Here is a 12,679-nt window from a genome sequence, read left to right as displayed (position 1 = left end):
ATTTAGATTAATTTCAAATATATCCCGAAAGAGTGAGATTTAAATAAAATGTGAGCATTTTAATTGAGGTGATTTTTCGGAGTGACAATAATCACATTTTCTTTATCCACTTTCACCATTCCCGCGGGAGCCCCCTTGATCTTTCGGACATATTTTCGTTCTGTGTAGATGACAGGGCAGAGGGAGTCTGTTTTTCTTTTTGAGAACCAGCCCGCCAATTCAGCAGCGAACTCGAGTATGTCTGAGGGAATTTTTGTATTACCATGACGCTTGATAATTACGTGAGATCCTGCTACATCTTTGGCATGTAACCAGAGGTCATTCTTTTTTGCTATACGAGTAGTGAGTTCATCATTTCCTCTGGCATTTTTACCAATGAGTATTTCATGCGAGCCCTTTATTATGCTATGATAGGGTTGATTGGTATCAGCTTTCTTCTTTGGGGAGGATTTTTGTAACTCCTTGATCCCTTTGAAGTCAGCTTTTGATGCTACTATCTCCTTTTGGTGCTTTAGGTCAGATAACTGATTCTGTCTGTTTTGAATGTTGTCCTCTAATTTTTGAACTTCTATTTTCTGATTTTTTGATTTACGATAAAGGTTTTCGGCGTGTTTTTGTGGTGAGGTGCCATGCTTGATTTTAACTTTCAAGGGTTGGTTCAGGTAGAAATCAAAAAGCTCCAGTTCAGTGGTTTCAGGCCTAAATGCGTGTAAATTCGCCATGATCACATTGGCCATCTCTTCATAGCTACGCTGGTTTTCAACCTCCTTTAGTTTCAATCTCGATTTTTTTAAGTAATTCTCCGTTTTATGAATTTTCGCATCGAGTTCTCTGATCATTTTACTCTTAGAGCTATTGAGATAGTATTCGCGGGTAAAAGTCAGATAGAATTCATTGGCTGCAGCTATTGGATCATTTAATTGAACCAGGTCTGCATTGGGGTTTTCGAGGAGCGTAAGGGTAGGGGGTGTGTCGAGATTATTGATTGTAACAGGGTTGGATTCCAGTTTGGAAAGAAGATTGGACATCATAGTCCATTTTTCCTCCAAGGACATATCCCAATATTGTTGCGTCGCCAGCCAATTCTTAACTTCCTTGCCGAGAGCTGGAAGAAACTTACCGGGTTCACCATCAACTTCAATAAAGTGTTCCTTGTCAGGGGCAGGCTTGTTTAATGACGTAGGTATGATGTCCAGATCATTTTGCAGGGATTTTCGAAAGCAGTTGATCACCTGGTCATTTTCCGATAGAAGGATATTGGAACGGGATCCGTGCATTTTGAAGACCAGGCTTTGCGTATTCTCGAATATGATCTGAAAAGACCGGTCATATTGAAAGGGTTTAACAGATTCGACCTTGGAGTCCAACAGACCAGAGAAAAGATCAACACTGTTCTTCTTGGCCCTTTTAAATTCAGGCGTGATCTGTAACAGGGAGACCTGGGGAGCTAGATTGGCCTTGATGTAGAACTGTTTGTCCTTGCTGTAAAAACCAAGAATTAGTTCGTCTTTGTTTTGTGAAAAACATTCACCCAGCGCGAATCCCCCGATTTGATCATTGAGTGCTTGCGCAAGCCGTTTTAAGAAGAAATAATTATGAAACATTTACAATTCGACTTTCAACCCATCGAATGCAAGTTCGCAGTTTTGAGGGAGTTCTTTTTCGATATCTCGCTGCTTACCCAGTTTGTGACTGATATGCGTGAAATAAGCTTTTTCCGGCTGTATTCGTTGCACCATTTTCACTGCCTGCTCAAGGGTAAAATGGCTTAGGTGGGGTTTCTTTTGTAATGCATTGAGGACAATTACCTTACTGCCCTTTATTTTTTCAATTTCTTCATCACTAATAAAATTGGCATCTGTGATATAGGTGAAATCCTTAATTCGAAATCCATATACAGGTAATTTGTGGTGCATCACTTCAACAGGGGTGATCATGGTGTCACTGATTTTGAATGGACTCCCGTTTATTTCATGAATGGCCACTTGTGGAACTCCGGGATATTTCTTGTCAGCAAACACATAGCTAAACTCCTTCTTTAGTTGCTCTATGACCCTGTGATGGGCATAGATGGGCATGTCTGCTTTTTGAATGAAATTAAAACTACGCACATCATCCATACCCGCTGTATGGTCTTTGTGCTCATGAGTGTAAAGTATGGCATCTAATCTTTTTACCCGCTCTCTGAGCATCTGGTAGCGAAAATCCGGGCCACTGTCAATAACCAAACTCAATCCGTCGACATCAATATGTACGGAGCTTCTTGTTCTTTTGTCTCTAAAGTCTATGGATTTGCATACATCACATTCGCATGCGATGACGGGAACACCCTGTGAGGTACCTGTGCCAAGAAAGGTTACTATCAAAACTGGAGCTGTGTTGAGTTGATTTCGAAGTAAAGCTTTCTGTTTTTATCGCTCAACCCTGAGATGTCAAGTTCCACGGATTTTAGGATTTCCAATAGGCTGTTGATTTTACCATCGAGTGAATAATATTTATTCACAATAGCGATTTTTGTTTCTTTCAGGACACAGTAACCAGACTGGAAATTGCCTTTTTCATACCTGAGTATGTAATCGGTTTCTGAGAATATATCCTCAAGGCGATTTAAGAATTGCTTGGTGTATTTAATTTCCATTAGTCATGAAGCTGTTTACAGTTTCTACCAATGTGTCATAGTTCAATGGTTTGGGAAGGAAATAATCTATACCCACTCTCTTGAACTCATCCTCACTGTAGTTGTTGGCATTCCCTGTAATGGCAATAATAGGGATAGCGCCATTCATGTCCTTGGGTAATTTACGGATTTCCTGTGCGCATTCCATTCCATCCATTATTGGCATGTGAATGTCTAAAAGAACCAAATCAAATGGCTCTTTATTCAAAAGCTCCAGAACCTGAGCGCCGTTTTTCACGGAGCTGATCTTATAATTCTGCAACGAAAGAATCCTTCTGGTTAGATTTTGTATAACCGAACTATCTTCTGCAACTAAAATTTTTTTACTCATGTGTTCAGATCTAATTAGCTAGCTAGTAATAAGGTTTTGATAACTTTCTTTGAACTCAGAGAGATTAAATAGCAGTGTTTTCAGTAGAGCGTCAAGGTTATCAAAGTTATTTTCTTTTATTGATTTTTCCATCAGCGCCGCCGTTTTTGATAATTTTTCTATTCCCAAAGTCCCTGCGTTGCCTTTAAGCGTATGCAACTCCTTTCGCAAATCTTCATATTTCTTTTCTTTGAAAAATAATTCAATATTCTCCGTTTGTTCAGTGGATTCCTTATCAAAATCCTCCAGAACACTTTGGATAAATTCTTTTCCTCCGAATTTATAAAGCTGATTCAGGGTGTTTTGGTTGATCGTCAACTCGCCCGTTTCCTCGGTAAAAAACTCAGTATTGACATGACTTGCAGGTTCAAAGGCCAGCCATTTTTTGACCAACTCAATGAGATTACTTGCCTTAATGGGCTTTGGCAGGTAGTCGTCCATTCCCTGATTAAGGAAATTGGCTTTGTCGTTCTCCATTGAATAGGCTGTCATGGCCACAATTGGAGGTAAATCAGTAATTTTCAGTTCTCTTATGTGATGTGTGGTTTGTATGCCATCCATTCCTGGCATTTGTATATCCATAAAGATCAGGTCGAAATGGTTCTTCTTCACTGACTCAATAGCATGTTCCCCGGTTTCTGCTTCGATTACCTCACAGCCCGATTTTGATAATATATTCATGGCTACACGCCTGTTTATATCATTATCATCAACCAGTAATATTTTTGGACTTGAGGTAGTGAACTGCTTAATGAAAACTGGTTCTTCCTTTTTTTCTGATACTTCTTCCGGTGCAATACTTTCCGCATCGAAGGTAAATGAGAAGGTGCTTCCAAGGCCGGGAGTAGACACCACGCCAATTTCACCTCCCATGGATTTGACAAGTTCCTTGGAAATGGCAAGGCCGAGACCTGTGCCTGAAAAATTCTTACTGGAGGAGCTGTCCAATTGACTAAAGCTTTGGAAGAGCTTTTCACAATCTTCCTTAGAAATTCCAATACCTGAATCCTTTACAGATATTTTTATTTTGCACTTTTTGCCGTCTTGTTCTAATAAGCGTGCACTGATGTTAATATGCCCTTTATTGGGTGAAAACTTAATTGCATTGCTGGTGAGGTTGGATAGCACCTGAAGGAGTCTGGTTTCATCCGTAAGGATGTATTGGGGCAATTTATCGTCAATATGGTAATAGAGTGTATTGTTAATCAAGTTGGCCTGCTGGGAATACAGCTCATATACTTTTTCAAAAGGTTCGAGTATTCTTACCGGATCCTTTCTTAACTCCATCTTGCCGGCTTCGATCTTCGAAAGGTCGAGTATGTTATTGAGAATGTTGAGCAGTGTGTCTGAAGATTTTTTAATGGTTTTGATATAATCTGTTTGCTCGTGATCCAGGTTGGTAGTTGCAATCAGGTCAATCATGCCTATAATACCATTCATCGGTGTTCTGATCTCATGGCTCATGTTAGCCAGGAAACGCTCTTTTATCTTTAGGGAGTTCTCTGCAAGTTCTTTTGCTGCTCTTAGCTCTTCATTTGTTCGTTTGATCCGGGTGATGTCTCTTGCAACCCCTTCAATTTGAGGTTTTGCTTTGTCTCTTTTTATCAACCTGACATTGCTAATAAACTCAATTGGATTACCTCCCTTAGTTTGAACAGATCCTTCAAAGTTGCTGACCTTATTGTCTGTATAAAGTTTTCTGAAGAGTTCAGAGATTTTGGCTTTGGAAAGAAAAAAATCAGTAATGTTTTTACCAATCAAATCGGAGGCTTTCATACCGACAACGTCCTGAACCGAAGGGCTGATCATTGTGATTTTTCCGTTGATATTACACCTGAAATAGATGTCCTGGAATGACTCAAATATATTTCGGAACTTCTCCTCGCTTTCCTTAAGAGCCATATCCGCCTGCCTTCTTTCGGTGATATCATTTGCAATGACTGATAGCTCCTCAATTTCCCCACTGGGAAGGTGAATGGGGTTCACAAAGAAATCCCTCCATACCCGCTTACCCTCTTTATTTTTAATAGATGTCTGAAAGTTGATAGTACTACCCTTGAATGCTTCGTCATATTTCTCCTTCCAGAAACGGCGTGTTTCCCTTGGCACAGTTACAGCTCCTTCGTTGACCAGAGAGTCGCCTAATTTTGGTTCTGCGCCAAAGTATGATTCAAAAGCCTCTGCATAATTTTGATTGAAGGAAGTAAACTCGTATTTGTTATTAATCGACCAGATTTGGTGGGTACTACTTTCAAAAATAGCACTTAGTCGAGCTGCCTGATTCTGAATTTTTTCCTCATTCATCTTGCGCTCAAGTGCAAGACTCATTTGCCCGGAAATAAAGTCCAGAAGCTCAAGATCTTTATGGTTATAAACTGCCTGATCACGATAAGAACTGATGGACAATACCCCGATAGCTTCTCCTTCCAATTTTACAATCACCCCAAGCCAAATTTTCGGAATATCGGTTTTGATTTTCCTTCGCTTCTGTTCAGCAATTTTTTGAATACCATCTTCGTAGATGATCAGCGGTTTGGTTCGTTCAAAAGTGTAAGAGATAAGAAGTCGTTCCAGATCCTGGATCATAGCAGTCTCCTGATGTTGGATTTCATTTCTCCAATACACAAAATTCACCTCCTGCTCTCCCTGTGAGCTTTTTAGAGCGACACAAAAGTTATTGACATTAAGGATTTCATTGAGCTCTAAGTAAATCTTGTGATAAAAGTTTTCAAGGCTCAGCGGCTCCATGGTAATGTTGGCGATCTTGTAGTAGAGCGCCTGAGCTCTTTCTGCGCGAAATCTTTCTGTGATGTCAAAGAAGATGCACCTAAATTCAATGATTTGATCATTATGGAAAATGGAGGTAAGTCTTCCCGTGACATAGACATTCTTTCCATACTTGGTTACCAGAACCGTTTCAAATCTTTCAAGGTGACTGCCAGCCGAAAGTTTTACAAGACTTTGAAGGGTTTGCTTTCGATGGTCGGGATGGATAACATCCACGAACTTTAATTCAGAAACCTCTGATTCTCGGTATCCGAGTTTATTCCGCCATGCCTCATTGACGAATTTGAATTCCCCATCTGGTCTAAAAACCTGGACCAGGTCATTTGAAGAGTCGAAAAGCTCTTTGAGGTGTTGATAATCATGGAGTTTTAGCTTTTCGTATTCCTTTCGAAAGAAATCGAGATCTGCCCTAAGCTTTTCTATCTCATCATTTAAATTTTCTACCCGATCATCTATCTCTTCCATATTGCTAAATTTAGCCAAATAAAGGTACATTTTTGAGTTTATGAATGACAAGAATGGATTGTTGGTTTCGGTGGTTGGACCAACTGCAGTAGGTAAGACCAGCTTTGGAATAAGCCTCGCACAGCATTTTGGTACGGAGGTGGTCTCAGTAGATTCCAGGCAGTTTTATCGTGAAATGGAGATCGGGACAGCAAAACCCAGTAAGGAAGAACGATCCCTTGTCCCTCATCATTTTGTTGACAATTTGTCTATTCATGACTCTTATACCGTTGGGATGTTTGAAACAGAAGTTATTCAACTGCTGGATGAATTATTTCTTAAGCATGATGTAGTGATAGCAGCGGGGGGTTCGGGTCTCTTTTTTAAGGCAATCTGGGAAGGTTTTGACGAAATGCCCATGGTGAAGGAGGGGCTGCGTGATGAATTAAATCAAGCGTTCAAATCCAATGGTCTCACTCCGCTGACGGAAGAACTAAAACTGAAAGACCCTAAATATTATGAGGAGGTAGATCTGAAAAACCATCAGAGGGTCATACGAGCCTTAGAAGTGATCAGAACTACGGGTAAACCATTTAGCAGCTTCAGAGTAAAAAAGGTAAAAGAACGTCCTTTTCGAAATCTAAAGCTGGGGATATCAATGGATAGGGATATTTTGAATGAAAGAATTGACCTCCGAATGGATGAGATGATTTCTCAGGGTTTGTTTGAAGAAGCCGAAAAACTTCACGTAGACAGGAATCTTACTGCTTTACAAACAGTTGGTTACACAGAGATTTTTGACTACCTGGAAGGTAAATATGATAAGGAAGAAGCTATTCGACTGTTAAAGCGGAACAGTAGGAGATATGCCAAAAGACAAATGACCTGGTTTAATGCATGTGAGGATGTGATTTGGTTACATCCTGAAGACATTAATCAGGCCATTGATAATATAAATGTCGAGCTTGCTAAATTTTAGATACTCATTACCTCAACCAGTCTCATCAACTCATCATTGATTGGCTTGGATTTAGAGATAGCCAGTTTGATGTTAGTAAAGACGATCTTGTTATCAATGATTCCCACCATTGAATTTTTCTGACCGTTAACTAACCCTTCAACAGCTGCCATTCCTAAACGAGAAGCAATCATTCTATCAAGAGCGGTAGGTGCACCGCCTCTTTGAACGTGTCCAAGGTTAGTTACCCTGATATCCAGTTTTGGTAGTTCTTTGGAAACTTTAGCCGCCACTTCTATGGCATCGCCCTGCTCTCCGCCTTCCGCAACGATTACGATGTGAGAGGTTTTATGTCTGTTCTCTCCGGCTTTCAGGGTGTCGATTACGTCCTGAATGGTCACGGAAGTTTCAGGAACCATTACCATTTCGGCACCACCACCTATACCACAATTAATAGCGATGTAACCGGAATGTCTTCCCATTACCTCAACAAAGAAAACACGATCGTGAGAATTGGCCGTATCTCTGATTTTATCAATAGCATCTAATGCGGTGTTAACAGCAGTGTCAAAACCAATGGTATAATCAGAACCGTAAAGGTCATTATCGATAGTTCCCGGACATCCAATGGTAGGGATACCAAACTCTTCGTAGAATAGGTTTGCTCCTGTTAATGTGCCATCTCCTCCAATGGCCACAAGACCTTCAATGCCTCTTTTCTTAAGTTGTTCGTAGGCCTTTTGTCTACCTTCTTTTGTACGGAATTCGTTGCTTCTAGCAGACTTCAATATCGTTCCACCTTTCTGTAATATGTTACTTACAGAATAAGATTTCATCTTATAGATATCCCCTTCAATCATTCCATTGTATCCGTATTTGATCCCGTAGACATCAATGCCTAGATACAGTGCCGAACGAACTACAGATCGAATGCAGGCGTTCATTCCCGGAGCATCACCACCTGATGTAAAAACACCAATACTTTTCATAAACAAATCTTTAAAATCTTCTAAAAGGTTAGGGGGTTGTAGTTTATTTGTTTCGGGGGTCAATATTAGCTAAAATTCAAATGCTATTGAAGTGCCCCTTTTAAAATGTGAAGATTCTTTTCTGATATAACGATTGCTCAGGTTTGAATAATAAAATAGACCCTAAAAAGTTGAATGAAGAGGTGCAAAAAGCCATCACTAAAGTGGTAGATAGCGGGATATTTATTCAGGGTGAGATGGTTAGGAGATTTGAACAAAATTTTGCTAAATATCTTGGTGTAAATCACTGTGTAACTTGTGGAAATGGAACTGATGCCCTGGAGATGTCTTTAGAGGTTTTGAGTATTGGGCAGGGTGACGAAGTGATACTGCCTGCATTTGGGTGGGTTTCACCCGCTATGGCTGTAAAGAGATCCGGTGCAACACCTGTTTTCGTGGATGTGGAATACACAACCGGGAATATAGATATTAGTCTGGTGCAAGCTGCGATTTCGGAAAGAACTAAAGCGATCATTCCTATTCATTTATTTGGTAATCCTTGTGATATTATTTCTTTGCGAAAGCTATGCGGTGATTACAAAATCTATCTCATTGAAGATTGCGCACAGGCGCATGGAGCCGAGGTGCAGGGAAAGAAGGTTGGGAGTTTTGGTGAACTAGCTGTTTTCAGCTTTTATCCGACAAAGAATTTAGGAGCATTTGGTGATGGGGGAGCTTTGGTAACCAATAATGATCAACTGGCTGAAAAATTAAGAGCATTGCGGGATTATGGAAGGACCTCAAGGCATGAGTTTAATTTTGCTGGCCGAAACAGCCGATTAGACGAAATTCAGGCCGCCGTGCTGGGTGTTAAGTTGAGGTATCTGGATCGAATAAATGAGGAGCGCAGAGAGAGAGCTAAAATCCTATGGGAAAAAATAGCCTTGCCAAAGAAAGATTTTCCGGTTAATTCGGTTTTTCATCAGTTTGTGATCAAGGTTAAGGATCGTGATGAGGTCTTGAGTGTATTAAAACAATTGGATATCCATTATCCCTTTACCATTCCCGAAACAATCAATTATCATAACAATTATCCAATCGCCAAAGGACTTAGCGAGGAGAGTATATCTCTTCCTTTGTACACAAGGTTGTCAGAAATAGAAATAACATACATTTGCGATCATCTAAAGTCAAGATCAGACCAATATGAAATTTGATAAAGCCTACTTAAAGCACCTGCTGCCAATAGCCATATTCTTCATTATTACGAGTATCTATTTTGCGCCACTTTACTCTGGTAAAGTATTGGTGCAATCAGATAACCTGCAGATGAAAGGGACTGGAAAGGAAATAGCAGAATATCGTGCTAAAGGAGAGGTTATACGTTGGAATCCACGTGAATTTGCAGGAGTACCATTACAAAGTGGTTCGAGTTATAATCCATTCGCATATGTGAATAAAATATTTTTTTATGGAATAATACCTAAGCCAATGGCGATGGTCTTGGCTCTTTTTGTTGGCTTTTATTTGCTTTTGCAGGTATTTGGGGTGTCAAGATGGCTTTCTGCGATTGGTAGTTTTGCCTACGCCTTTTCGACATTTAACATTATTAGTATTGAAGTCGGCCATGACAACAAGGTGATTGCTATGGCTTTGATGGCACCGGTACTTGCCGGTATAATAGCTGCTTATAAGGGTAAATTCATGAAAGGTTTCATTTACGCTTTTATTGGCTCAGGTTTTCAATTGTACTTTGGTCATATCCAGATCACCTATTATTTACTCATAATGGCATTGGCTTATGCCGTTTATGTGGTATTTGAGTATTCGAAAAGTGGAGAATGGGGGCAATTTTTCAAGGCATCCGGTGTACTCTTGCTCTCGGCGACACTGGCTTTTGGTTCCAATTTCATGAAACTGTACTCGATGCTTGAGTACAAAGATTATTCCACAAGAGGTGGTTCAGAGCTTACCACTACAGATGGAGAGAAGTCAAGCAGCGATGGTTTGGATAAAGATTATGCATTAAGCTGGAGTTATGGTAAAATGGAAACATTTACCCTAATATTCCCCTATTTTCATGGGGGCGCCTCCTCTGAGTCACTTTCTAAAAGCTCTGAAACCTATGAAACGTTGAGCAGTAATGGAGTGGATCGTCGGACAACCCAGAATGTCACCGAAAACGTGCCTTTATACTGGGGTGATCAACCATTTACCGGAGGTACCATCTACTTTGGGGCAATACTTTGTTTCCTTTTCATCCTGAGTTTCTTCGTATTAGATAACAATTTGAAATGGTGGGGGCTAAGCCTATTTATCTTATCCGTTTTACTTGCGATGGGTAAGAACCTGGAATGGTTTACTGATATTTTCTTTTATCATGTTCCGCTTTACAACAAGTTCCGTACGGTTACTATGATATTCTCCATTACTCAATTGATAGTTCCTTTTATGGGTATTTTAACTCTGGATCAAATCCTGAAACAGGAGCAGTCAGTTGATACAAGGAGACTAATGCAGGTGGTTCTTGGGGTCATTGGAATTGGTTTGTTCTTCCTAATGTTCAAAGGGGCATTCTTCGATTTCAAGGGGGCAAGGGACCAGGCTTACGGATTCCCGGATTGGTTGATGGATGCCATCATTTCAGATCGCAAAAGACTATTCAATCAGGATATTATAAGGTCCATAGTTTTTATCGGTTTGGCTGGGGCCGGTATTTGGCTTTATGCCAAATCAAAACTTAAAAGTCTCTATTTGCTGGGAGGAGTTGGCTTTTTGATTCTGATTGATCTCTGGGGTGTAGATAAAAGACATTTGGATTCAAAGGATTTTCAAAAGGAAAAAACCGTAAGTGCTCAGGTTTTTAAGCCGAGTGTAGCTGATGATGAAATAATGAAGGATAACACCTACCACAGGGTGCTTAATCTTACTAGTCAAAACCCTTTTAGTGATGGTGTAACTTCCTATTTTCATTATTCGATATTGGGTTATAGCGCCATAAAGATGCAGCGCTATCAGGAGCTGATTGATCGGTATATCGGTAAAATGGATAGGTCAGTTCTAAATATGCTTAATACGAAATATTTTATTGTGAAAAGTGAGCAAGGTCCTGTGGTACAACAAAACCCCCAGGCCCTGGGTAATGTCTGGTTAATAGATGAGTTAATCGAAGTTGAGAATGCTGACCAGGAAATAGCGAGACTAGGAGAGATAGATCCGGGCTCGACTGCCATATATGATACTCGATTTTCAGAAGTGGTCGATCAAAGAACAAGCTTTAGTGGGGTTGGAGAAGTTTCTTTAGTTAGTTACCATCCTGAAAAGATGGAGTACTCTTTCTCGTCAGAGGAGGATCAGTTTGTGGTTTTCTCGGAAATATTCTATGCACCAGGTTGGAATGCCTACATAGATGGAGAACCGGTAGAACACCTTAGAGTGAATTATGTTCTTAGAGGATTGCCGGTTCCCGCTGGGAATCATCAAATTGAGTTTAGGTATGAACCTGTTAGTATTGCCTTAGGTAACAAATTAGTGTTGGTTTCCTTCCTAATATTTGTAGCCCTTGTTGGTGCAGGCTTTTATGTTGCAAGGAAGAATGCTTAGCGTCTGGGTTTAAGAAACGGCAGTAGCACCTTCAAATAGACTTTCAATAGCTTTATCCGACTGTCAATTAAAATTTCATTGACAAATTGATTGTCCTGTACTTCGCTTATTTGTCTAGAGTGGGGCGAAATGCCTTTTGAGTCAAAACTTGGAGAAGGATTGATGTTTGAAAGCCTTTTTAATCTGTTTTGATCCTTCGTATTAGTAGCGTTTTCACCAAATCCAACGTTCTGAATTAGATTTTGATTAGGCTGAATACATCTTCCATTATGGTACCTAATGTTGAGAGCCCAAAAATATGCCCAGGATCTTTTTTTTAGTGAGCCATTTGGAAGCTTCATTTTCTCAATAATTATTGTCCAAAAAGCGCGATCAATCCATCTTGGGTACATGGATTTAATGATTTGGTTGTCTAGTTTATCCAAAAAAGAGTCGCTGTCATCATAATATTTCCAAGCACGTCTCCATGTTGCCCACCCCCATACTCTGGGATATTTTGAAAAATGGTATCCAGGGAAATTTTTAGGCTGAAGATTATTACCCGACAGATGCATTATTGTTGAATCATCTTCATATTCCATCAGTCGTGACCGAGTGAAATTAAAAAACTCGTGAGTAGGCAGACAGTCATCTTCCAGAATAATGCCCCATTTTTCGTTTTCAAAGAACCACGTTACGGCTTGGCTGACAGCAATTCTCAATCCTAAGTTCTGATCCCTGTACAATTTGTGAACTGAACATGGCCAGCTGATTTCTTCTTCTACTATTCCTCGACATTGATCGGTTAGATTTTTTTCCTCGACATTTCTTGGGCCATCTGCTGCAATGTAAATATTGGCAGGTTGATATTGCTTGATTGATTTGAACAATAA

General features: G+C 40.1%; 9 protein-coding genes and 1 pseudogene. 3 read left to right on the top strand and 7 right to left on the bottom strand.

Annotated elements, in window-relative coordinates; genetic code table 11:
* Positions 1–59: 59 nt before the first annotated feature.
* The 5 genes from NXR94_RS07695 to NXR94_RS07675 are packed head-to-tail and all read right to left on the bottom strand — an operon-like array spanning position 60 to position 6,299.
* Positions 60–1,604: an NFACT RNA binding domain-containing protein gene (locus NXR94_RS07695; protein ID WP_258104036.1), complete on the bottom strand. Its 1,545-nt coding sequence runs from the start codon at positions 1,602–1,604 to the stop codon at positions 60–62.
* Positions 1,605–2,366: an MBL fold metallo-hydrolase gene (locus tag NXR94_RS07690; protein ID WP_258104035.1), complete on the bottom strand. Its 762-nt coding sequence runs from the start codon at positions 2,364–2,366 to the stop codon at positions 1,605–1,607.
* Positions 2,363–2,638, bottom strand: a complete 276-nt coding sequence (locus NXR94_RS07685) for a hypothetical protein (protein ID WP_258104034.1) — start codon at positions 2,636–2,638, stop codon at positions 2,363–2,365. The genes NXR94_RS07690 and NXR94_RS07685 overlap by 4 nt, the downstream gene beginning before the upstream one ends.
* The gene (locus NXR94_RS07680; RefSeq protein ID WP_258104033.1) at positions 2,628–3,008 is read right to left on the bottom strand and encodes a response regulator; all 381 of its coding nucleotides are present in this window, start codon (positions 3,006–3,008) and stop codon (positions 2,628–2,630) included. The genes NXR94_RS07685 and NXR94_RS07680 overlap by 11 nt, the downstream gene beginning before the upstream one ends.
* 18 nt (positions 3,009–3,026) lie before the next feature.
* Positions 3,027–6,299 (bottom strand): PAS domain S-box protein, encoded by a 3,273-nt coding sequence (locus NXR94_RS07675; protein WP_258104032.1) that lies wholly within the window; start codon positions 6,297–6,299, stop codon positions 3,027–3,029.
* Positions 6,300–6,339: 40 nt separating this feature from the next.
* Between NXR94_RS07675 and miaA the strand changes: the two genes are divergently transcribed.
* On the top strand, positions 6,340–7,257 hold the full coding sequence (gene miaA, locus NXR94_RS07670; protein WP_258104031.1) for a tRNA (adenosine(37)-N6)-dimethylallyltransferase MiaA: 918 nt from the start codon (positions 6,340–6,342) through the stop codon (positions 7,255–7,257).
* Here the strand turns inward: miaA and pfkA are convergent.
* Positions 7,254–8,225: a 6-phosphofructokinase gene (gene pfkA / locus NXR94_RS07665; RefSeq protein WP_258104030.1), complete on the bottom strand. Its 972-nt coding sequence runs from the start codon at positions 8,223–8,225 to the stop codon at positions 7,254–7,256. The genes miaA and pfkA overlap by 4 nt on opposite strands.
* A gap of 140 nt (positions 8,226–8,365) precedes the next feature.
* Here pfkA and NXR94_RS07660 point away from each other — a divergent pair.
* Together NXR94_RS07660 and NXR94_RS07655 are read left to right on the top strand one after the other, a co-directional pair.
* Positions 8,366–9,421 (top strand): annotated as a pseudogene (locus tag NXR94_RS07660) (DegT/DnrJ/EryC1/StrS family aminotransferase); the annotation flags it as partial.
* Positions 9,411–11,807, top strand: coding sequence for a YfhO family protein (locus tag NXR94_RS07655; protein WP_258104029.1), 2,397 nt, complete (start codon positions 9,411–9,413; stop codon positions 11,805–11,807). The pseudogene NXR94_RS07660 and the gene NXR94_RS07655, both read left to right, overlap by 11 nt.
* Here the strand turns inward: NXR94_RS07655 and NXR94_RS07650 are convergent.
* Positions 11,804–12,676, bottom strand: coding sequence for a hypothetical protein (locus NXR94_RS07650; RefSeq protein ID WP_258104028.1), 873 nt, complete (start codon positions 12,674–12,676; stop codon positions 11,804–11,806). The two genes, NXR94_RS07655 and NXR94_RS07650, sit on opposite strands and share 4 nt — an antisense overlap.
* Positions 12,677–12,679 lie beyond the last annotated feature (3 nt).

Source organism: Marinoscillum sp. MHG1-6, assembly GCF_024714475.1.
Lineage (GTDB): Bacteria > Bacteroidota > Bacteroidia > Cytophagales > Cyclobacteriaceae > JAMZMI01.
Note: the sequence above shows the minus strand (reverse complement) of the source record. Positions and strands in the feature narration are given on the sequence as shown.